The organism is Microvirga sp. GCM10011540 (assembly GCF_042650665.1).
Taxonomy (GTDB): Bacteria; Pseudomonadota; Alphaproteobacteria; order Rhizobiales; family Beijerinckiaceae; genus Microvirga; species Microvirga lenta.
This window is the reverse complement of record NZ_JBHSBQ010000112.1, coordinates 1-19,735: the sequence shown is the minus strand read 5'-3', so window position 1 is coordinate 19,735 and position 19,735 is coordinate 1. Positions and strand designations below refer to the sequence as shown.

At 56.7% G+C, this 19,735-nt stretch carries 25 protein-coding genes and 1 pseudogene; 8 read left to right on the top strand and 18 right to left on the bottom strand.

Going from position 1 to position 19,735, the window contains the following annotated elements; translation table 11 throughout:
• A partial coding sequence (locus tag ACFOYU_RS16620) for a transposase (RefSeq protein WP_377034453.1) occupies window positions 1–228 on the top strand: 228 nt, incomplete at its 5' end.
• A 51-nt stretch (window positions 229–279) separates the two neighbouring features.
• Here the strand turns inward: ACFOYU_RS16620 and ACFOYU_RS16615 are convergent.
• From ACFOYU_RS16615 to ACFOYU_RS16540, 16 genes are all read right to left on the bottom strand, one after another.
• Window positions 280–729 (bottom strand): hypothetical protein, encoded by a 450-nt coding sequence (locus ACFOYU_RS16615; protein WP_377034452.1) that lies wholly within the window; start codon window positions 727–729, stop codon window positions 280–282.
• Window positions 730–740: 11 nt separating this feature from the next.
• Window positions 741–1,070 (bottom strand): flagellar protein FlgN, encoded by a 330-nt coding sequence (locus tag ACFOYU_RS16610; protein WP_226742757.1) that lies wholly within the window; start codon window positions 1,068–1,070, stop codon window positions 741–743.
• Window positions 1,071–1,131: 61 nt separating this feature from the next.
• Window positions 1,132–1,620, bottom strand: coding sequence for a rod-binding protein (locus tag ACFOYU_RS16605; RefSeq protein WP_377034451.1), 489 nt, complete (start codon window positions 1,618–1,620; stop codon window positions 1,132–1,134).
• A 64-nt stretch (window positions 1,621–1,684) separates the two neighbouring features.
• Entirely contained in the window at window positions 1,685–2,083 is a 399-nt protein-coding gene (locus tag ACFOYU_RS16600) for a hypothetical protein (protein WP_377034450.1), read from the bottom strand.
• A 6-nt stretch (window positions 2,084–2,089) separates the two neighbouring features.
• Entirely contained in the window at window positions 2,090–2,845 is a 756-nt protein-coding gene (fliR, locus tag ACFOYU_RS16595; RefSeq protein WP_377034449.1) for a flagellar biosynthesis protein FliR, read from the bottom strand.
• Window positions 2,842–4,923: a flagellar biosynthesis protein FlhA gene (gene flhA / locus ACFOYU_RS16590; RefSeq protein ID WP_377034448.1), complete on the bottom strand. Its 2,082-nt coding sequence runs from the start codon at window positions 4,921–4,923 to the stop codon at window positions 2,842–2,844. Before flhA ends, fliR begins: the two co-directional genes overlap by 4 nt.
• Before the next feature lie 135 nt (window positions 4,924–5,058).
• Complete coding sequence (gene fliQ / locus ACFOYU_RS16585; RefSeq protein ID WP_377034447.1) at window positions 5,059–5,325, bottom strand: flagellar biosynthesis protein FliQ; 267 nt, start codon at window positions 5,323–5,325, stop codon at window positions 5,059–5,061.
• 2 nt (window positions 5,326–5,327) lie between these two features.
• Complete coding sequence (flgD, locus tag ACFOYU_RS16580; protein ID WP_226742751.1) at window positions 5,328–5,732, bottom strand: flagellar hook assembly protein FlgD; 405 nt, start codon at window positions 5,730–5,732, stop codon at window positions 5,328–5,330.
• Between the two features lie 16 nt (window positions 5,733–5,748).
• Entirely contained in the window at window positions 5,749–6,159 is a 411-nt protein-coding gene (gene flbT, locus ACFOYU_RS16575; protein ID WP_377034446.1) for a flagellar biosynthesis repressor FlbT, read from the bottom strand.
• Between the two features lie 8 nt (window positions 6,160–6,167).
• Window positions 6,168–6,515, bottom strand: coding sequence for a flagellar biosynthesis regulator FlaF (gene flaF / locus ACFOYU_RS16570; protein ID WP_377034445.1), 348 nt, complete (start codon window positions 6,513–6,515; stop codon window positions 6,168–6,170).
• Between the two features lie 17 nt (window positions 6,516–6,532).
• Window positions 6,533–7,576 (bottom strand): flagellar hook-associated family protein, encoded by a 1,044-nt coding sequence (locus tag ACFOYU_RS16565; protein ID WP_377034444.1) that lies wholly within the window; start codon window positions 7,574–7,576, stop codon window positions 6,533–6,535.
• A 4-nt stretch (window positions 7,577–7,580) separates the two neighbouring features.
• Window positions 7,581–9,047 carry a flagellar hook-associated protein FlgK gene (flgK, locus tag ACFOYU_RS16560; RefSeq protein WP_377034443.1) on the bottom strand — a complete coding sequence of 489 codons (1,467 nt, stop codon included), beginning with the start codon at window positions 9,045–9,047 and terminating at the stop codon, window positions 7,581–7,583.
• Window positions 9,048–9,084: 37 nt separating this feature from the next.
• Window positions 9,085–10,314 (bottom strand): flagellar hook protein FlgE, encoded by a 1,230-nt coding sequence (locus ACFOYU_RS16555; protein WP_377034442.1) that lies wholly within the window; start codon window positions 10,312–10,314, stop codon window positions 9,085–9,087.
• A gap of 100 nt (window positions 10,315–10,414) precedes the next feature.
• On the bottom strand, window positions 10,415–11,737 hold the full coding sequence (fliI, locus tag ACFOYU_RS16550; protein WP_377034441.1) for a flagellar protein export ATPase FliI: 1,323 nt from the start codon (window positions 11,735–11,737) through the stop codon (window positions 10,415–10,417).
• A gap of 88 nt (window positions 11,738–11,825) precedes the next feature.
• Window positions 11,826–12,551 carry a flagellar basal-body rod protein FlgF gene (flgF, locus tag ACFOYU_RS16545; protein ID WP_377034440.1) on the bottom strand — a complete coding sequence of 242 codons (726 nt, stop codon included), beginning with the start codon at window positions 12,549–12,551 and terminating at the stop codon, window positions 11,826–11,828.
• A gap of 1 nt (window position 12,552) precedes the next feature.
• Window positions 12,553–13,335, bottom strand: a complete 783-nt coding sequence (locus ACFOYU_RS16540) for a DUF1217 domain-containing protein (protein WP_377034454.1) — start codon at window positions 13,333–13,335, stop codon at window positions 12,553–12,555.
• A 132-nt stretch (window positions 13,336–13,467) separates the two neighbouring features.
• Between ACFOYU_RS16540 and motA the strand changes: the two genes are divergently transcribed.
• From motA to ACFOYU_RS16505, 7 genes are all read left to right on the top strand, one after another.
• Complete coding sequence (gene motA, locus ACFOYU_RS16535; protein WP_377034439.1) at window positions 13,468–14,355, top strand: flagellar motor stator protein MotA; 888 nt, start codon at window positions 13,468–13,470, stop codon at window positions 14,353–14,355.
• A 2-nt stretch (window positions 14,356–14,357) separates the two neighbouring features.
• Entirely contained in the window at window positions 14,358–15,287 is a 930-nt protein-coding gene (locus ACFOYU_RS16530; protein ID WP_377034438.1) for a flagellar motor switch protein FliM, read from the top strand.
• Window positions 15,268–15,600 carry a hypothetical protein gene (locus tag ACFOYU_RS16525; protein WP_377034437.1) on the top strand — a complete coding sequence of 111 codons (333 nt, stop codon included), beginning with the start codon at window positions 15,268–15,270 and terminating at the stop codon, window positions 15,598–15,600. Before ACFOYU_RS16530 ends, ACFOYU_RS16525 begins: the two co-directional genes overlap by 20 nt.
• A gap of 123 nt (window positions 15,601–15,723) precedes the next feature.
• The gene (gene fliN / locus ACFOYU_RS16520) at window positions 15,724–16,125 is read left to right on the top strand and encodes a flagellar motor switch protein FliN (RefSeq protein ID WP_377034436.1); all 402 of its coding nucleotides are present in this window, start codon (window positions 15,724–15,726) and stop codon (window positions 16,123–16,125) included.
• Window positions 16,126–16,140: 15 nt separating this feature from the next.
• Complete coding sequence (locus ACFOYU_RS16515) at window positions 16,141–17,175, top strand: flagellar motor switch protein FliG (protein WP_377034435.1); 1,035 nt, start codon at window positions 16,141–16,143, stop codon at window positions 17,173–17,175.
• Window positions 17,176–17,188: 13 nt separating this feature from the next.
• A complete protein-coding gene (gene flhB, locus ACFOYU_RS16510) occupies window positions 17,189–18,253 on the top strand; it encodes a flagellar biosynthesis protein FlhB (RefSeq protein ID WP_377034434.1) in 1,065 nt (354 codons plus the stop codon).
• Window positions 18,250–18,723: a hypothetical protein gene (locus ACFOYU_RS16505; protein ID WP_377034433.1), complete on the top strand. Its 474-nt coding sequence runs from the start codon at window positions 18,250–18,252 to the stop codon at window positions 18,721–18,723. The genes flhB and ACFOYU_RS16505 overlap by 4 nt, the downstream gene beginning before the upstream one ends.
• Window positions 18,724–18,894: 171 nt before the next feature.
• Here ACFOYU_RS16505 and ACFOYU_RS16500 read toward each other — a convergent pair whose 3' ends face one another.
• Window positions 18,895–19,548 carry a protein phosphatase CheZ gene (locus ACFOYU_RS16500; RefSeq protein ID WP_377034432.1) on the bottom strand — a complete coding sequence of 218 codons (654 nt, stop codon included), beginning with the start codon at window positions 19,546–19,548 and terminating at the stop codon, window positions 18,895–18,897.
• 62 nt (window positions 19,549–19,610) lie between these two features.
• Window positions 19,611–19,735, bottom strand: a pseudogene (locus tag ACFOYU_RS16495) (two-component system response regulator); the annotation flags it as partial.

Here is a 19,735-nt window from a genome sequence, read left to right as displayed (position 1 = left end):
GTGCGGGACCTGCTCAATCAAGCTGGGATCGGAGTGCTGTACCTGCCGCGCTACTCGCCCGAGTTCAACCCGATCGAGCCGGCCTGGGGCAAGATGAAAGAGCGGCTCAAGGGGAAAGCGCCACGCATTCTTGAAGCCCTGGAAGCAGAACTCAAACCAGCCCTCGACACCATCACCGCACAGGATGCTCGAGGCTGGATCAGGCACGCTGGCTATGCCCTACACTGAGACCAAAAGCGCTTTAGGTTCCGCGAACACGGTCGCGTCACGACTTGCTTGCTACGACCGTACGTCACTCTTGCTGACGAAGTTGAAACTCTCGATCAGGACATCCTTGACGATCTCAGTCCCCATGCGCTCGTTGACGCTTCGCTTGATGTTGATGAGCAGCGAATTCACATCGTATTTGGAGAGCTTCCGGAAATCCAAATTTTCATCGGAATAGACCTGCCGAAATGCCTCGTCTATCACGAAATTTTCCGGAGGCACTGGAAGGCTGCGGAGCGTCTTCGCATCTGCCGTAAAGATGAGCGTCGCAATGACGTAACCCTGGACGGCGCCTTCTGCGATGATCGGGATGTTGATCGGGCGAACCTTCTGGTACTCAAGGCCTTCGAGGTAGTCCTCTCCCTTGCTCTTCTGCATACCGGTGTCCCAATAGACTGCGGCATAGCAGGACAGAAGAGTGATCGCACAAATCCAGAAACCTGTGACAAGGATCCTCGCCATGACAACACGCCCTAGTACGGACTCAATGCGGAGTAGGTTCCGTCGGACTCGGCGTTCTGGATCGCCTTCGATACGATATCCGATACCTCCTGCACGGCCCTGAGATTCATCTCGACAACGGAGTGGTTGTATTCGAGCTTCTGCCGCAGCTTCTGCAGCCGGGCAACGACCTCTGGTGAAATCGAGTCGGTCTTAACCGTCCTGACCAGCCGGGTCAGCTCAAGAAGGCTCTGGCTCTTACGGCGGTTGAACTCCTCCTGATCTTCTAACCTGTGCTCCAGGAGCGCCGCAGTCTCTGCATCGAGTGTTTCTTCCAGGCGTTCGATCGATTTGGTGAGCATGGACGGATATCCGTTCTTGATTATCTGCGGTACAGTTCTGCGCTATTCAAGCGCGCTCGAACTAGAGCGAGCGAGTAGCATCCCCGGTTGAGGTCGTGGGATTGCTCTGAATGAATTGCTCGGAAGCACTTCGCGCTCCAAGCACATGCTTTGCAATCCCGATACCGCCGGCCTTGGCAATCTGGGCGCCGATCTGCTCGGCCATCATGGATTTCCAAATGCCGCCCGCAGTTCCTTTGCCGAAGACGCTTTCAGATTCCTTGGGCATCATCGATTCGATGAAGCTCTGCAGGACGAAGGCCTCGAACTGCTGGTAAGCCGCATCCTTCCTGTCCGCGCCAGACAGGGTCGTGTCATTGCGGAGTGCCGTTTTGAGCGCCAATGGATCGGATGGCACGTGGCTCCGAGACGATGCCGTCAGCGCATTGAACGTGTTGGCGAACTCAGCAGCATTCGATGGGCCGGAGAGCTCCGAAAGCCTTTTGCTGGCGGCCTGATATTTTGCCGGGTCTGCAGCCCTTGCCACATCCAGCACGATATCAGTGGGCAAACTAATCCCCATCAAACGCCCCTCATGATCCTTTCTTCAGAAGCGTATATCTACCGCCCATAGCTTACGGGAGGCTTGCGTCGTTCTTGCTGGCGAGACTATCGAGAAGCATCAGATAGTCTTTCTTCTCAGACGCTCTGCGGTGCTCCTCCGCAAATGTTTCTACCATGCGCTCGGTTCGTTTGACCTGCATGGACCGCTCCAAGACAACCTTTTTTTGGGCTTCCTGTGCCTCGTCGACCTGGTTCGCCTCACCTGCCAAGGTCTGAAGGCGCCGCGCCCGCGATTCGACAAAGAGGCCATGCAGCACCTCGTCATCGTTGAGGGTTTGGATGAGGGTTTCCTGGGCATTCCGCAGTTCCGCGGCCTGCCGAGAGAGATCGGCAAGCTTCCATTCGGCCATCTTCTGAAGCTGCTCCTGCACCTTCAAAAGCCTTTCGGTCTTACGCAGACGCTTATCCATCTTACCCTAGCCCTGTGTCAGCCATGACACAAACCCGGCCATGAAGAGCAGCATGAATTCCCGGAAGAGGAAATAGAGTATCAGCATCCCGCCAGCTAGAATGAAAGGTGTCGCAAGAAAGAAGACAGGTATGCTGGGCGTGAGTTTGTTCGCTATTCCGACAGCCAGGTTGACGATGACGGAATAGACGATGAACGGGCTGCTGACCCGGAGCGCCAGTAGAAAGGCAGCAGTGATCTGATCTGCGATTTGGATAAGCGCCATCTGCGCTCCAAAGCCTTCGCCGACAGGAATCCGAGAGTATGATGCGATGAGGCCGCGGAACAACTCCCAATGCAGATCAGAGAGGAAGATCAGTGTCGTCGCCACCATCATGATGAGGGATCCGATAGCCGCCATTGGCTCGGTCTCCTCGATCGGTGTGCCAGGAATGCTACCGAACCCGATCGCCATCGCAATCGCAGTCACCATCGTTTGCAGCGCCAGAAAGAAGACACGTCCGAGAAGGCCAATCAGAAGCCCTGTCAAAGTTTCCGTAAGGATCCACCCAAGAGTAGTCAGGGGCTGCTGATCCTTCAAACTCACCTGAAAGCGCTCGACCAGCAATGGGGCGAGCGCCAGGGTAACGGCGAGCGCAATGAAGAGCCGGATCTGTGGCGCAACGCGAGCACTGGAAAATCCCGGCACGACCAGCAGACAACCACCAATTCGGCAGAAGATCAGGAAGACCGCCAAGAAGGTCTCCGGCGTAATTGTCGTCACGAGATGGTTCCGAGAGACCTGATTTCCACGCCGCGGGCAATCTCGAGGTGCGAGAGCACTGGCAAGGTCGGATACAGCCGCTCAATGATCATTCTGACGTAGGGACGCGCGTCGGGTGCTGTTACAAGAGCGAAGCTGTGAGCCTCCTTCATCTTCTGCTTGATCGCCTCCGAGGCTTCGGAGCCAAACTGCTCCACCAGACGCGGATCGATATCGAACTCGATAACTTCACCTTTCGCGTCACGCTTCAGGCTTTGATGGAAAGCCAAGTCCCAGCGGTTGCCGAGACGGAGCACGTTGAGCGCGCCCCCATCAGCCAGGTCGCCACATATCTGCTGCGCCACACGCATTCGCACATGTTCCACGACCTGCTCCGACCGGCGGGCATGGGGAGCGATTTCGGCAATCGCCTCCAGAATCAGGTGCAGATTACGGATGGAAACTCGTTCGGCGAGCAGTAGCTTCAAGACAGCTTGAAGGCCCGAATAGGAAATCTGGGACGGGCAAATATCATCAATCAGCCGCTTGTATTCAGGGTCTAGCCTGTCAAACAGTACCCGCATGTCCTTGTAGGACAGAAGCTGCGGCAGGTTGTTGCGGATCACCTCGCTGAGGTGCGTCAACAGCACGGAATTGCTGTCGACCGGACTGAAGCCCTCGCGCTTGACCTCGCTTGCATAAGCGTCCGAGATCCACATGGCCTTCATCCCGAAGGCAGGCTCGCGGACTTCATCGCCCGGCACATCGGGCTTCGGCCCGTCGCCGAGGACGACAAGGAGTTCCCCCGGCCGGGTATCCTGGGTCGCGACCACGGTTCCGTGGATCTTGACCTGATAGCTCTTGGGCGGAATGGACAAGCTGTCGGAGAGCTTGATGTCGGGAACGACGAAACCGTACTGCTGAGCGAACTTTCGCCTCATCTTGTTTACTCGATGGGCGAGCTCTCCGTGAGCGCTCAGTAGCTGTACGGCCAGGTGTTTGCCCAGACAGAGTTCGATCTCGGCGGTCTTGAGAGATTCTTTGACCGAGTCCTTTGTCTCCGTCCGGTTTGCCTCTTCGGCAGCGGCTGCTTTCGCCTTTGCCGCGGCCTGCTGTTCCGCAAGACGCTTCGGAATTGTGTAAGCAACGAAGCCAAGCAGGATCCCCAACATGGTAAACGGTACGAGGGGAAGCCCGGGCACGAGCGCGAAGATGAACATCAGGGCGGCGGCTACGGTGAGCGCACGGGGATAGGCGCCAAGTTGGCCCATGACCGCCTGTTCGGCCGTGCCGCGTGTTCCACCCTTTGAAACGAGCAGACCAGCCGCAAGCGACACGACGAGCGCCGGGATCTGGGAAACGAGGCCGTCACCCACCGAGAGCTTGGTGAAGACATCTGCAGCTTCGGACAGAGGCATGCCGTGCCGCGTCACGCCGATAATGATGCCGCCGAAAATATTCACGGCGATCGTGATCAAGCTCGCGACGGCCTCGCCTCGGACGAACTTGGAGGCACCGTCCATGGAGCCGAAGAAGGCACTCTCCTCCTCCAGCTCCCGGCGCCGCTGCTGTGCCTCTTTATCATCGATCAATCCCGCATTCAGATCAGCGTCGATAGCCATCTGCTTGCCCGGAATGGCGTCCAGCGTGAAGCGCGCGCCCACCTCGGCGATACGTGTGGCGCCCTTCGTGATCACCAGGAAGTTGACGGTGATGAGAATAATGAACACGACGATTCCGATGACGAAATCACCGCTCATAACGAACTGGGAGAAGCCGTAAATGACATGACCGGCCGCTGAAACGCCCTCATGTCCGTTTGCGAGAATCATTCTCGTCGTCGCGATTCCCAGTGCAAGGCGCAACATCGTGACGATGAGGAGAACAGTCGGGAACGACGAGAATTCAAGCGGCTTCTGAATCCACAATGCCACCATCAGGATCAGAACAGAAAGCGCGATCGAAAGGGCAAGGCCCATATCGATCAAGACGGCTGGAATCGGCAGGAAGAGAATGGCGAGGATGCAGACGATACCGCCTGCAAAGGCAATATCTCTGCCCTTTGCTCGCTCCAGTACTACAGCATCGCTCGTCGCCATATTGGCTCGAATCCATCTTCCGGTTGTCCCAGAGGAGGATTCAGACATTAAGCTTGCGCGAAGGTCGCCTCCTCCCGTTTCGCGGGGGAACGAGGCGCCTGCTTCTCCGGCGCTGGAGACGACAAGACGATAATCCTAGAAACCTGTCGTGATGCGTCCGTAGACCTCTTCTGTGAAGGCAAAGATCTGGGAACCTATGAACGATCCGGTCAACAGCGTGACCAGCAGGATCACGACAATCTTTGGAATGAAGGTCAGCGTGATTTCCTGGATCTGCGTCAGAGCCTGGACGAGCGCAATAATGATACCGACGGCCATCGCAGCGGCAACGGCCGGTCCAGCACCTATGAGGATCGTCCAGATCGCCGACCGGACCATTTCGAGTGCGTCGACCTCGTTCATGGTCAGCTGATCACAACGCCCGGACCGAGCAGGAGCTCGCGACCATCGCTCAGCTTCGCCAGAGCACCTTCGTTGGTGATGCGAACCGACGCGACTTGGCCGGAAATGGTCCCGTCGGCCGAGGTGACAGTCCGTCCCATCACGCTATCCGCTTGCGACAGCGCCGAGGACGAGAGCAAGGCATCCAGCTTCGAATTGCCGATCATGCTCTGCTCGACTTGAGAGAAGGTTGCCAACTGAGCCATGTAGTCCGTGGAGCTCATCGGAGCCGTAGGGTCCTGATTGCGCATCTGCACCAGCAGCAGCTTCAGGAAGTTGTTGTAGTTCAACGTTCCAGACGACGCTGAGCTGGATGGAGATGGCGAACGCTGTGTCGCATTCGCGGTCATGACGCTGCTGACGTCCATTGCCGGCGCTCCTCTGTTATGCGGCCTGGATGGGAGCTGCCTTGCCCCCCTTCGAGAGAATGTCGCTCTCGGCCAGGAACAGGCTGCGGATAACCTTCAAAGCGTCGAAGGGTCGCTTGGCCTCCACAAGATCCGCTACATTTCGCAGCCCTGAGACAATCTCCTCATCGCTGAAGGAGTTCAGTGTTGCCGTGTATAGATCGCGAAAAACGCCGAGAGCTCGATCTGCGCTCGCCGGGTCGATGAGAATGGCCTGAACAACGAAGTAGAGTTGCCGCAGCGGTGTCGTAGCATCTTCTACTTGTAGGACATGGTTCTCAAGGAGGAAAGTCGCATCGTTCAGAAGCTCGATCGAGACCTTACGATCGGCCCGAAGCACAGCACCGTTGATGAAGATCCGCTCGCCGGCTCTAAGGGAAATATGCATGGATTTGCTCATTTGAGGCCGTCGCGGATCATAATGTTGATATCAATGAGGGCAGAAAAGTTTTCAGACCGACCCTGCGAGATCAAATCGGCCTCCTTCATGATCCAGAGCCCAATTGAGATCAACTCAGCCTTCAGTGCATCCGGCAGACCGTTCTCCGAGCTCAAGAGGTCATCGATCAGAATATTCCACAGGCGTTGCACGAAAGAGATTGCCTCGGAACCTTCTGGGGACTTGGCGCCCGTGCCACTGGCGACTTTGAGGAGTTCGATGGCCCGATCGAAGGCCATTCTCTCATGTTGGCGGCATTCGCTCGGCGCATCCTCAAGTATTTCGGCGTAGGAGAAACGGTACATCGCTTACCTTACGTATGCTAGAGATAGTTAAGAAGATTCAGTTGCCGCAACTGCGAGGTCAGGGCATAGGACATCTGAAGTTGGGTTGTTAGTGAATCGACCCGGGTCTTTGCCTCGGCCGGATCGACATGCTCTAGCTTACCGACCCCTTCCTCAAAGAACATCTTTTGAAGGCTCAGTCTTTCATTGGCCTCCGCAATCTTCTTCTCCGTGGTGCCAAGCCCTGCCTGAATTTGCACGATCTCGGCCGTCGCGGCCCCCATGACATCAACAAGCTTCTTGATGATAACCTGTTGGGTTTCTTCCGCGAGATCGGCAATACCAAGGTTCGAAGCCATTGTATAAGCCATGGCGAGTTTGCGCATGGCCGACACATTGGCATTCGTCGAAGTTTCAACTCTCTCTGTCGGTGAGATCCAGCTTTCGATGTTCTGACTGCCGGCCGACGACCAGTTGCTCTGCCAGTTTGTGTCGTTGAAGAGCGTCGTGAAGGGCCCGTCGAGGAACGTTGCCATTTGGGATGGGGATATGGATCCAACGCCAGCGGAGGTTTGAGAGAAGCCGAAGGCCGTCACAAAGGCACTATCTACCGAAGCCTTAGCTGCCGATGGACTTGTATACTCGGCAACTGGCCTCTGCTTGGTATTGGTTCCCGCAAATATATACTGACCATTCGCCGACTGGTTCAGTTCAGCAATAAGGCTGGCGAGATTCGCCTGTCCGGCTTCGCGGACAAGGGACGCACTGGGTGGATGACCCGATGCACCCAGAAGGCTACTCAGAAAGTCGTCTGCCGTGTCTCTTATCTTGTCGAGAGAAGTCCTCGTGACGTTCAGCCGAATAGACGTCAGTGAATTCGCATCAATGATACCATCGAGTTCGGTCCGTTCCTGCCGCAGGGTGATGCTCTGGCCAGTCAGGTGGCCCAGCTCCAGGCCCACATCGGCGTGACGACCGGTGGCAATCTCGGTATTTGCCTTTGCGAGCTCCACCTGCAGCTTGGTAGTCGTCGTCCTGGGCGAATTCAACATACTAAGAGTTGAGATGAACGTCGTTCTCATGAACTTACCTCACTGCGCTCAGGAGCGTCCGAAACATCTCATCGATTACAGAGAGCAACTTAGCCGAAGCAGAATAAGACTTCTCGATCTGGAGCATCAGTGCAGTCTCCTCATCCATATTGACGCCGGTCGCATTCGACAGTGCTTCTGATGCATGACTAAGAAGCGTGACGCCATAATCGACCTCAGTCGAGGCAGACTTCCGACCTGCTTCGAGCCAGCTCGCAGAGAATGCAGAGAATCCCTGAAGATTGGTTGGTGCTCCCAGACCTAGCGCAGGATCGAACGCCCGATCAGCCCCGAACTTCGTAGATAGCTCGAAGAGCCGGCCTGAGAATGCGGCATTGGTGCCAGCCGCGCCAGGATTGTAGTCATAGTCGGGACCGTTTGCTCCGCCATCACGAAGGAAATCGAGATTGCCCCCTTTGGAAGGATCGATCAGAGAGTTGGTCCTGATCTCGCCAGCTAGCCCGACCAGAGCCGGCCCCGAAGGCAGAGCGGGCCCGCCGGGATAGGTAAAGAGGCCGGTCGCGTTGGCGTTCAAGGGCGGAGGCGACTGATCGACCTCGGCAAAGACATCGATCAGTGCCGCAGCGATCACGTCAAGTTGTCCCTGATATGTAACTGCGATTTGGTCGCGCACGGTGACGAGGCCAACAAGCCTTCCGCTATGGAGCGGCATAGGGCCCTGGCCGGTAACTTGAACACCATCGACATAGACGGCTCCGCCTGTCGTGCCGGGAGCGTAGGTGCTGGTCGGGCTGAACGAGACGGTTCGCGGCGTCTTCTCAAAGAGCGTAACACCGCTATCGGTATAGATGGCGACATCATTGTTCTCACGCGTCGAAACGGTTACGCCCATCTCCTCGGAGATCTGCGCCAGAATTCTATCCCTCGTATCGAGCGCGTCGCTGATGTCGACACCTGCCGTTGTTCCCTTGATGACAGCATTGTTAGCGACCTCGAACTGCCGGAGCAGGTCGTTCACCCGCACGACGGATTTGGAAATTTCTGTATCGGCTTCCACTCTAACTTTCTGAATGGAGGCCGTTGCCTCATTCAGCATGGTCGCGAGTTCGCCCGCCCGCTCGACGACCGCTCGTCCGAGGATCGGATCGTCCGGCTTGTTGGCATACTGGGAAAGAGCCGAATTCAAAGCGCCGACCCTTGCAGCGGCGGATTGATTCAGCTCCGTATCACCAACGGTATATTTGAGCTTCTCGAACCCTTCCAGAACGGCCTGCTGGGTAGCGGCGCTGGATGTCGTCCCCAACATCTTGTAAAATAGCGCTGCATCGCTCGCACGGCTGACGCTTACGCGTGCCGCACCGCCTGCCGTGACCAGAGCTGCAATTTTCCGCGAGTAATTTGGATCTGTCGCACCGGCATTGTTGCGAGACACGACCGCCATTTGCGCGGAAGAAGCCTGCAGCGATGAACGAGCTGTATTGAGGGCGAGAGATAAGCCCATGTGGCGAGACTCCAGCGGGATTTAGAAGGGGCAGGGCTTAGCGCTTCAGGCTCATCAGCACGTCCAGCAGCTCGGATCCGGTCTGGAACACCTTGTTGGCAGTGTATCCCGTCTGAGCCTCGATCATGGCAGTCAGTTCGGTGCCGATATCGACATTCGACTGCTCGAGAGCTCCGACGGATATCGATCCAAATCCGCCCTCCTGTGGGAAGCCGACCTGGACGCCGCCCGACTCGATGCTGGCCTCGTATACGTTACCGGCGCGAGGGGTCAGGTTATCCGGGCTCGGGACTGTCGCGAGCGGGACCTTATAGGCAGCAATCCGAGTACCATCCCCATAGACAGCGAAGACGGTCCAGTCAGACCCGAATTCGGCGCCTTCGACTGCCGTCGGCTTGTTGCCGTTCGATATACCAGTCACCTGATAATCACCTGCCAGGTGGGTCATGCCAGCCATATCCAAGGTGAAGGATTGGCCATTCGGAATATTGAAGGTCGTGGACGTTACGCCACCGGTAAGTTGCCCCATCCCATCGAACGTGAGCGTGGTCGCCGGGCTCAGAGGGGTCGCCGGGAAAGATGCAGGGCTGGCTGCATCATAGACGCTGACCTCCCATGTCGTACCGCTAGCTTTCGTGAGATAGATATCGAGCTTCATCTCATTACCGACGTTGTCGTAGGTCACGAGTGACGATTTCTTGGTATAGACAGTCCCTGTAGGTGGGCGCGATGCAGCGGCTACGGGATCTGCGCCATCCGGGAGGTTACCGGCCAAAACACCCTCGGTCGATGGACGCGCCTGCATTGCCATGGAGCTGATATTAACAGGCTCCAGTCCATTGAGGCTATTGAGGGCAACGTTGGGGTCGCCGTTAGCCAAGCTGTAGCCCATGAGTTGGAAACCAGCTGCATTGACAAGGTTGCCAGTCGGTCCATCGACAACGAAGTTGCCTGCCCTCGTCAGGAACGGCGTTCCGGTCTTGTCGGAGACAACGAAGAAGCCATTGCCTGACACCGCCAGATCGCTCGCCGAGGTCGTATAGGAGATCGGCCCTTGATCGCCAATCGAGTACCTCACGGTCGTGGTGACGGCACCGGAATTGTAAGCGCCCTTACCAGACGACAAGATCAAGGAAGAGAACTCGGTCGAAGCCCGCTTGTACCCGGTCGTACTTGCGCTCTGTATGTTTTCTGCAACAGTCCCCAGCTTGTTCGACTGGGCATTCATTCCAGAGACGCCGGTACGGAGACCACCGTAGAGACTCATGCTAGGCTCCAATAGATATGTCGTTGTTGCACTAAACGAACTTTGGCTTGTGCGGGGCTGGAGTCCGGAGACGATCCGGGCTCAAGGAGGAGCGGACGGCTCATGAGCGAAGCAGCTGAGCCAGCTCCCCGAAAGCATCAGTACTGGCTTGCATTGAGGGATCCTGCCGAAGCGCCTCATAGATTTTGGGAACGATCACGACAGCTTGGTCCAATTCCTGGTCGTTGCCGGCATGGTACCCTCCCATGAGGCGAAGATCGCGGGTGTCCTCGTAGCGGGCAATCAATGTCCGGAGGCGCCGCACGAGCTCCTTTTGCTCTGGGGTCCAGACATGATCTGCCAATCGGGAAATTGATCCGAGCACGCTGATGGCAGGATACCGCCCCTGGTCGGCAATTGCTCGATCAAGGACGATATGCCCGTCAAGTGTTCCGCGAATGCTGTCGGCGACAGGATCGTTGTGGTCATCTCCGTCGATCAAGACGGAAAAGACACCTGTGATGGATCCCTTACCCTCTTCGCCGGGGCCGGCCCTTTCGAGGAGACGCGGAAGGTCGCTGAAGACGCTAGGAGTATAGCCACGCGCGACCGCCGGCTCGCCAGCGGCCAAAGCGACATCCCTTGCGGCGTGAGCAAAGCGTGTCACGGAGTCGACGATGAGAAAAACGGAATCTCCGAGATCCCGAAAGTACTCGGCAACCGAAAGTGCCGTCTTGGGAGCCTGCCTGCGCATCATGGGGCTTTCATCGCCCGTCGATACCACAATCACCGACTTGGCTCTGTTCGCCTCGATCGGCCCCTCCAGAAACTCACGAACTTCACGGCCACGCTCTCCTACAAGCGCAACGACAATGGTATCGAAGCCCTCGCAGCGAGCAAGCATGGACAGCAGCGTGGACTTCCCAACACCGGATCCTGCGAAGATTCCGATGCGCTGGCCTTCGCAAAGCGGCGTAAACAAATCGACTGCACGCACACCAGTCTTCAGCGGCTTGCTGACACGTGCGCGCGTCATGGCGGCAGGCGGCTCCGCATCGTCGGGCACGCTCAAAGAGCCGGGCATGAGAGCTCCAAGCCCATCCACCGGCTCACCAAGAGCGTTTATGACACGCCCTTTCCAATTGGGTTGAGGACTCAGCCCCATTCTACCTAGGCGATAGGCGCGCGTACCCACCCCCGCCTCAATCCTGCCGTCGAAGGGTTTGACCGTTACCCCTGCTTCATCGATACGCACGACCTCGCCGGTCTGGGTGCGCCCCCTCGTGTCGAATCCCACGCGGTCTCCCAGCTTTACAAACTGCGACATGCCAGTCACGCGGTAGAAGCTGGGGGTGACTTCGCGGATTATGCCGCTGGCGCGTACCTTCGGCAGGATCTTGGCTCCAGCAAAGACAGCCTGCTCAAGCCTCTCAAGAGCGTCCATGATAGCAGGTCCTCCGGGAAGACAATGGAAGATAAGCTCCTCGCATGTCACTCACCTCCGTTCGGTGGGGTTGGAATGCAGAGAAGCGCTACGTACTGGGACCTAGGGCTCGAATGGCGCTCATCAAAGAAGATTCTGTCTCCGAGATCGTGGAAGCTGCATTCTCAAAAGTTCGGGAGATCATGATCATCCTTGTCATTTCCATGACCGGATTCACATTCGCTCCTTCAGAGTAACCCTGCTGAACACTGGTTACGGTGAAGTCTTGAACCGCCGCCGCCGGCATGTTCGGAATCACACCAGAATTCTCGTAGCGGGTAAGGCGACTAGCCGGATCTATCCGAAACAATCCCAAGGATCCGACCTGATTCCCGCCCTGCGAGATCATGCCGTCCCTGCCGATCACGGGCATTCCCGCCTGAGGATCAAGTGCAATCGGCGCCCCCCCCATGTCGAGCACAGGGTGCCCACCGATGGTCTGAAGATCGCCAGCCTCCGTCATCTGCATCCGTCCGTCGCGGGTATAGACGGTCCCAGCCGGAGTATTCATTGCGAGCCATGCATCGCCCTGAATCGCGACATCGAGAGGGTTGTCCGTCTTGTTGACCGGGCCGGCTTTGCGGGAAATGAAAGATGCACCGGATGAGGAGAATGCTACTTGTCCGGCTCCTGCTTCGGACAGGATCGTCTCGAACTTTACCTCCTCCGCTCGATAGCCGCCTGTATTGAGATTCGCGACGTTCTGCGCCACCGTGTTCAGACGGCGCTCGAGTGCAACCTGTGCAGAGAGCGCCACATAGAGAGCTGACTGCATATCAGAAACTCCCGCGCTTAATATTCTGCAGACTCAACAGGAGGTCCGCGTCAAGTCCTGACGAAGGAGAGATACCGGTGAACAACGTCATGACGGGGGCGCTTGTCACGTTGTTTTTCACATCCCAAAGCGTCGTGAATCGCGCAAGGAAGCGTTCAAGTCCTTTAGGATCCTTTAGACTCTCGATGTCGAGTTTATGGTTGATCATCGCCGCCTGCGCATCAATGTTTCCCATTGCTGTCTCCTCGGGAAGGCTAAGCGCAACTTGAACGACCTGGAGAAGAGCTGGATCAGCCAAGATATCAAATGAATTCTTTATCTCGGCGGCTTTCCTCGAGAAATACAGCGCTAAACGAACACCAGGATCCTCATCGCCAGATGAGGCCTCAAGAGACTGACGAAGGTAATTGTCAACAGTGCCTTTCTGCGTGCGCTCGAACGTTGTCGTCACAGGGCCATAGCGCACAAAGTTGAACGTTGTGGCGAATTCTTTATAGCGCTTGTCTGCGAGACGATTGGCAAAGGCATTCTCACTGTCAATCCCTTCTGTAAGGATCTTTCTTATGAAGCCCTTTGCATAAATCATGTCCTCAAGACCACTAGCCTTCATGGCAAAGCTATAAAGCCTGTGATCTCCAAGTAGATCGTCGACCGACTTGACCTTACCGATATTCTCAAGATAGTATTTTGTTTCACGAGCAATGAGCGGATCAGACGCAGTGCGGTTCAGAGATTTCTGAAGATCTTTAGAAATCAGCTGGTAGCTGGTGGATGTCGATATCATTGTCATTACCTCGATCAGACCACGGTAGGTGTCCTAGCTTGTCTGAGCCTGACCTGCCGCCGTTCCAGCTTCGCGCAAGCCTCTAGCGCTAGCCTTTGCCCAGATTAAAGACTGTTACGAGAGGCCAGATCGTTGGGCGTCGTTATTGGTTTGCTTATTGCTATTGGCTCTCTGTTCGGCGGATTTGCCGCGATGGGCGGGCATCTTGCTGTCATCTGGCAGCCGTGGGAATTCGTCATTATCGGCGGAATCGCGGTTGGGACCTATATCATCGCCAATCCGATGTCGGTGGTGAAGGACACCGGGCGAGCCACGGTCGAAGCCTTGACGGGAGCGGCCCCCAAACGTGCTGATTATCTTGAGCTCCTTGGTCTCCTCTATGCTTTGTTGCGAGAGCTTCGTGCCAAACCGCGCAATGAGGTCGAGGCCCATATCGACGACCCGCAGAGTTCGGAGATCTTCAGCAACTATCCGAGTGTCCTGAAGAATCCGGATCTGACGCTATTCGTCTGCGACTATGTCCGTCTGATCATTATCGGCAATGCTCGCCCGCACGAGATCGAAGCTCTCATGGACGAAGAGATCGCCACGCTCCGACGGGACAAGCTGAAGCCCTATTCCACGCTCACGATGGTGTCAGAAGCTCTTCCCGCACTTGGAATTGTTGCCGCCGTACTCGGAATCGTGAAGGCGATGGGTGCGCTCGACCAATCCCCTGAGCTTCTCGGAAGCTTTATCGGCGCCGCTCTCGTCGGAACTTTTGCCGGTATTTTCATGTCTTATGCCATTCTGGCACCCCTTGCCACGAAGGTGAAGAACACCCGTGAGAAGCAATGCCGGGTCTTCGTCATCGTGAAGCAGTCCTTGCTGGCGTTCATGAATGGCGCGCTTCCTCAGATCGCCGTTGAGCACGGTCGCAAGGCAATCTCGTCTGCCGACCGTCCGACCATTGATGAGGTCGAGGCTGCGACCATTCCGGGTGGCGCGAAAGGCGACGCCGCTCAGAAAGAGGCAGCCTAACGATGAGCACGACACAAAACGCTGCCGACATCCGCGATCGGCTTCTCGACGCCGCAGGTCTATCTCTCGACCGACTCCCTATGCTTCATGTGATCTTTGATCGCATGACGACCTATTGTGCCGACCATCTTCGTCATCTTGCCGCCTCGCCAATGTATTATTCATTGAGCGAGATCGAGAGTGGCCGTATCGGCGATATCCTTGAGATGTACGAGGCGAATGCGATCGCAGGTGTTTTCCACGCTCCGGAGTGGGATAGCCACGTTCTCGTTGGCTTCGATCGCGACTTCATATTCACTATGGTCGAAGTCCTCCTAGGCTCAGACGGTTCGGAGCCGCCTGTTGACGAGGAGCGCGGCTTCTCCAACATCGAGCTTCGTCTCGCCCAGGCCATTTTTGAGCAGGTCGGCAAAGCCCTACAGGCGTCTTTCGCTCTCGTCGCCGACACCCCCTTTAAGTTCGAACGGCTAGAGACCCGTATGGACTTTGCCGTGATCGGCCGCCGCAACAACCAGTCGGTCGTCGCAAAGTTTCTACTCCAGGCGCTGAACCGCGGCGGAGAAATGTTCGTCATCATACCGCAGGCGGTATTGAACCCGATGCGCCAGACTCTGGCCCGGGTCCTCTCCGGCGATTCATCAACCCGTGACCCCCGCTGGGCGAAGCAAATCGCCAACGAGGTGAAGCGTACGGAGGTCACACTGAAGGCCGTTCTAGAGGAGCGGCACCTCTCACTCGGGGAGATTGCGGATCTTAAAGTGGGCCAGGTTCTGGAACTACAGGCAACACCTCGAAGCCGCGTGAAACTTGAGGGCAACAATCAAGGCCTGTTCTGGTGCCACGTCGGCAAAGCGGAAGGCTCATACGTGCTGCGGGTCGATGAATTCATCGACCAAGAACAGGAGTTCATTGATGATGTCCTCGCTGGTTAATGCCGTCCTCTTTCTCGCTCTTGTCATGACGAGCGTCTGTGTTTTGATAATGTATCGCAAGCTCAAGAGCTTCGAAGCCCATCAATCAGAGTACAAGCGCGCCTTCGGTCAGACGTCGGATGCCTTGAGGGCTGCGGGTAATGCCGTTCAGACATTCAGCACGGAGGGCCGAGAGATTCTCTCCGCCTTGGAGGAGAGGATAGAGGAAGCGAGGGCTGTGATCGCTGAATTAGAAGCTCGCAGCCCGCAGCCCCAGCCTCATACCGGGAGAGATCAAAAGCTAGGGACCAACCCGAAAGCGCCGTTTCTCTAGCATAAATTTATCCGATGAATTGGCGAAGCGAGCATTTATCTCGATGCCGCTTCTTCACGACGGTGCATCCGCTGCACTCTCGCCCACATTTTGAACCTTCTCATGACTCGGGGTGAACTCCAAATGACAGACAGATCGCAGAATGGCTCCGGTGATCCGGCTAACGGTGAGGCCACTTGGCACAACGAAGCTCTCTTCTCCAAGGCTGGATTGGGCAGCGAGACTGCGCAGGCCACACGCGACGAGAAGCTCGGAACCGGTCGCAATCTCGACTCCATCTTGAGAATTCCGGTTCTGATTCAGGTCGTCCTTGGCTCTGCCACGATGCCGGTGGCCAACCTTATGAAGCTGGGACGCGGGGCTATCGTCCCGCTCGATCACCGCGTCGGCGAACCCGTCGACGTGGTCGTGAATGGGCGCGTCATCGCACGTGGCGAGGTAGTTGTCGTGGAAGACGACAATTCCCGCTTTGGCGTGTCTCTCACTGAGATTGTTGGCCCCACGAACGGTGAAGCTAACGGTTAAGGTGGAGTAGCGACGATGGTTGTGCGAAGCCCGGTGAAGGCCAATCAAGGTCCCAGAACGCTCAAGGGGCCCGAGCGTGTCGCAGCGCTCCTTTTTACTATGGGCAAACCGTCCGCTAGCCGTCTGCTGAAGCATTTCAGCGCTGACGAGATCAAGCTTATTACGCGTTCAGCGGCTGAGCTTGGTCCGGTCTCCCCTACTCAGATCGAGAGTTTGATTGAGGAATTCTCAGCGCAGTTCTCGAATGGTGCGAGCCTTATCGGCACGGCGGCCGAAGTGGAGAAGCTTCTCAGCGGCGTTCTTCCGCCTGAGCAGATTGCGGAACTGATGTCCGATGTGCTCGGGAACTCGAACCGCTCAATCTGGGACCGGGTCTCCACGGTATCCGAAGGCGCATTGGCCACATACCTGATGAAGGAGCATCCTCAGACGGCCGCTCTCATCCTGTCGAAGGTGAAACCCGCCTGTGCAGCGAAGGTCATGGGGCATCTCCCTCCCCCGCTGCGCAACAGCCTCATGCGGCGCATGCTCGCCTTCAAGCCTATTGTCGACGAGACGATGAGGACCATCGAGCAGACTCTCCATGAAGACTTCATGATCAACTTCTCCCGCAACATGGGAGCGGATACCCACGCCAAGATGGCCGACATCATCAACAAGATGGAGCGCGACCATATGGAGGAGGTTCTTCAGAGCCTTACAGAGGTTCGTCCTAAATCCGCTGAGATTCTCAAGGGTCTTCTCTTCACCTTCGACGACATCGTTGCCCTTACGCCCAGGGCTCGCACAGCTCTCTTCGATCAGATCCCCAACGATCGAGTCGTTCTTGCTCTCAAGGGTACGGATGAAGGCTTCAGGAGCGTGATCCTGAGTTCGCTTGCCTCGCGTGTTCGCCGCATGGTCGAGCATGAGCTGAACAGCAAGGAACCTGCCTCACAGCGTGATGTCCTGGAAGCTCGACGTGCGATCACCGACCTCGCCTTGGAAATGGCGGGACGTGGAGAGATCGAGCTGAACTCCGGGGATGAAGACGACACGTATATCCGCTAGGCCGCAGTGAGTCATGGCGGACGATACCGACAAAGAAAGTAAAACTGAAGCCGCAACGGAGAAGAAGCTTCGGGACGCAGTCGAGAAGGGGAATGTTCCGACCTCACGTGAGGCACCGATCTTTGCCTCCTTCGTCGCGATGCTCGTGGTCCTCAGCTTCTTTGCGAAGCAGCGCGTCAGTTCCCTTTCCGAGAAACTCGCGCTCTTCGTCGATCATCCTAAAAGTTTCTCACTGAGCACTCCGACAGATGCCGCCGTTCTCATACAAGCCGTCGCGTTGGAGGTCGGCCTCTTTATTCTGCCTGCTATCTTGGTGCTATCCCTTTCAGGGCTTGCCTCTTCCATCCTCCAGAACGTTCCTCAGATTGCCTATGAGCGGATTCGGCCCCAATGGTCGCGGGTTTCTCCGCTTAGCGGCTGGGGAAGGATATTCGGTCGTCAAGGACAGGTGGAGTTTCTCAAATCTGTTTTTAAATTTTTCACGATTACCATTGTTTCTATTCTGCTCTTACAATCAGAGCAGTACAAGGTCGTGAACGCCATGTTCAGTGATCCGAGCTTGGTTCCGGAGTTGATCCTGACGATGGCGATCCGGCTGGTTTCAGCGGTGAGCATCGCGACTATTGTGCTCGTGGCCGCCGACCTCCTGTGGTCCAGGTTTCGCTGGCACCGGGACCTGCGCATGTCTCGTCAAGAGGTCAAGGACGAGTTCAAGCAGATGGAAGGTGATCCCCTCGTCAAGGCGCGTCTGCGCTCGCTTGCTCAGGATCGGTCGCGAAAGCGAATGCTCGCTGCCGTTCCCAGGGCTACTGTCGTCATCGCCAACCCGACGCACTATGCGATCGCCTTGCGGTACAACCGCGACGAGACGACTGCACCTCTCGTTCTTGCAAAGGGCTTGGATTTGGTCGCGCTTCGCATTCGCGAGACTGCCGAGAAACACGGCGTTCCGGTTGTCGAAGACAAGACTCTCGCAAGGTCCATGTATGACCATGTTGAGGTGGATCGGATGATTCCACCGGACTTCTATCGGGCCGTCGCCCAGATCCTTTTCTTCATTTTCACGAGATCGAAGTGACCGCAGAAGCGCAAGAAAGCAATAAGGTGCAGAGAGAGACGAATGCGGAGCTCTGGCCATACGAGAAAGCCCTCGCTCACGGTATCAAGGATGTAGTGGCTGAACTCTGTCTTACAGATGCAAACGTCATCATCGCATACATCTGCAAGGAGCTTCATGCCAACATCGACGATCTGGTCCAGTCTTCGACTGAACTTTTCTTCAAGGAAGGCACACTGTCCTACGGGCAATCAGCCGATGTAAACTTCGAATGGGGAAAGTCACCGGCCGTCATTCTTGACATGGAGTTTGTCCATCACTCTGTAACGGTGTTCTTCCAGCTCGTACTCCATGGCGTCTATGTCGGTGTCGCCATTCAGCGTATACTGCTGAGCAACAAATCCGGCGATCCAGACCTCGATCTCGCAAGCTTCAAGTCTGCACTGGTCGACGCACGGGTTATGCCTCTCCCGCCGCGTCCTGCCTCCTGATCGGGGTCTCATGATAAGGCGCTGGACCTGCGGGGCAGATAGGATGCCGTTGCTGCGACCCGGCTCGGGCCTGAGAAGCGGCACCAATCGTTCTCGATAAACGACGACATTGCGTCCTATGGAAAAGGGGCAGCTGCAACTGCCCCTTTTTATCGATATCGGTTCTGAACTCTACCCGAACAGTGCGTCGATATCATCCTGCGAGGTGCAGCCAGTTTCGTCTGCGAGTGCGGGTCCGTTCAGGAGCGCGCGGTCCCCTGTCCTATCCGGATCCTCAAGAGTCTCGATCTCTTTGAAGCTTTCCAGTCCACCCCAGATCTCGATCATCTGGCTGACCCGCTCCTCGACGAAGCGCATGGCGGACACGACCTTGCTGATGCGCTGGCCGGTAATGTCCTGAAAATTGCAGGCCTCGAAGATGCTGATGACCTGATCGGCGATCTCGCGTGCGATTTCCTTGTCGTCGCCGACCACTCGGGCAGCCAAGTTGCCTGCGAGCTCGTCGACCTTCTCAGCCGCGGCCAGGATCGAGTTTGTCGCAGACTCGGTCCCGAGCACAATGGCGCCGAGCTCGTCGGTCACGCGGGCCATTTCGCGACCCTTCGCGCCGGCATAATGCAGGGTCGCAATTTCCTGCTTTGTCCTCTGGATCGCTTCGGAGATCGAGTCCAGCTCAACTTTCAGGCGCATAGCTTCCTGCAAGTCGCGACGGTGATCCTCGAGAATGGTATGCGAGACCTTGTGGGCCGGCTCCATGATGTCCCGTAGTGAGGCGAATGCCTCCATAATCTCGACATGTCGCTGAGAGGCCGACTTGTCGTCCACCGCCTCCGACTGGTGAGCCTCTATTCGATAGCTTTTGCGGGGATGCATGGTGGACTGCCTTGTTACTCGCCACCGAGGACGGCGGCGATCTTGGCCTGAAGAGTCTGCGCGTTGAACGGCTTGACGATGTAGTTGTTCACGCCCGCCTTCTTCGCCGCAATCACGTTCTCCGTCTTCGCCTCCGCCG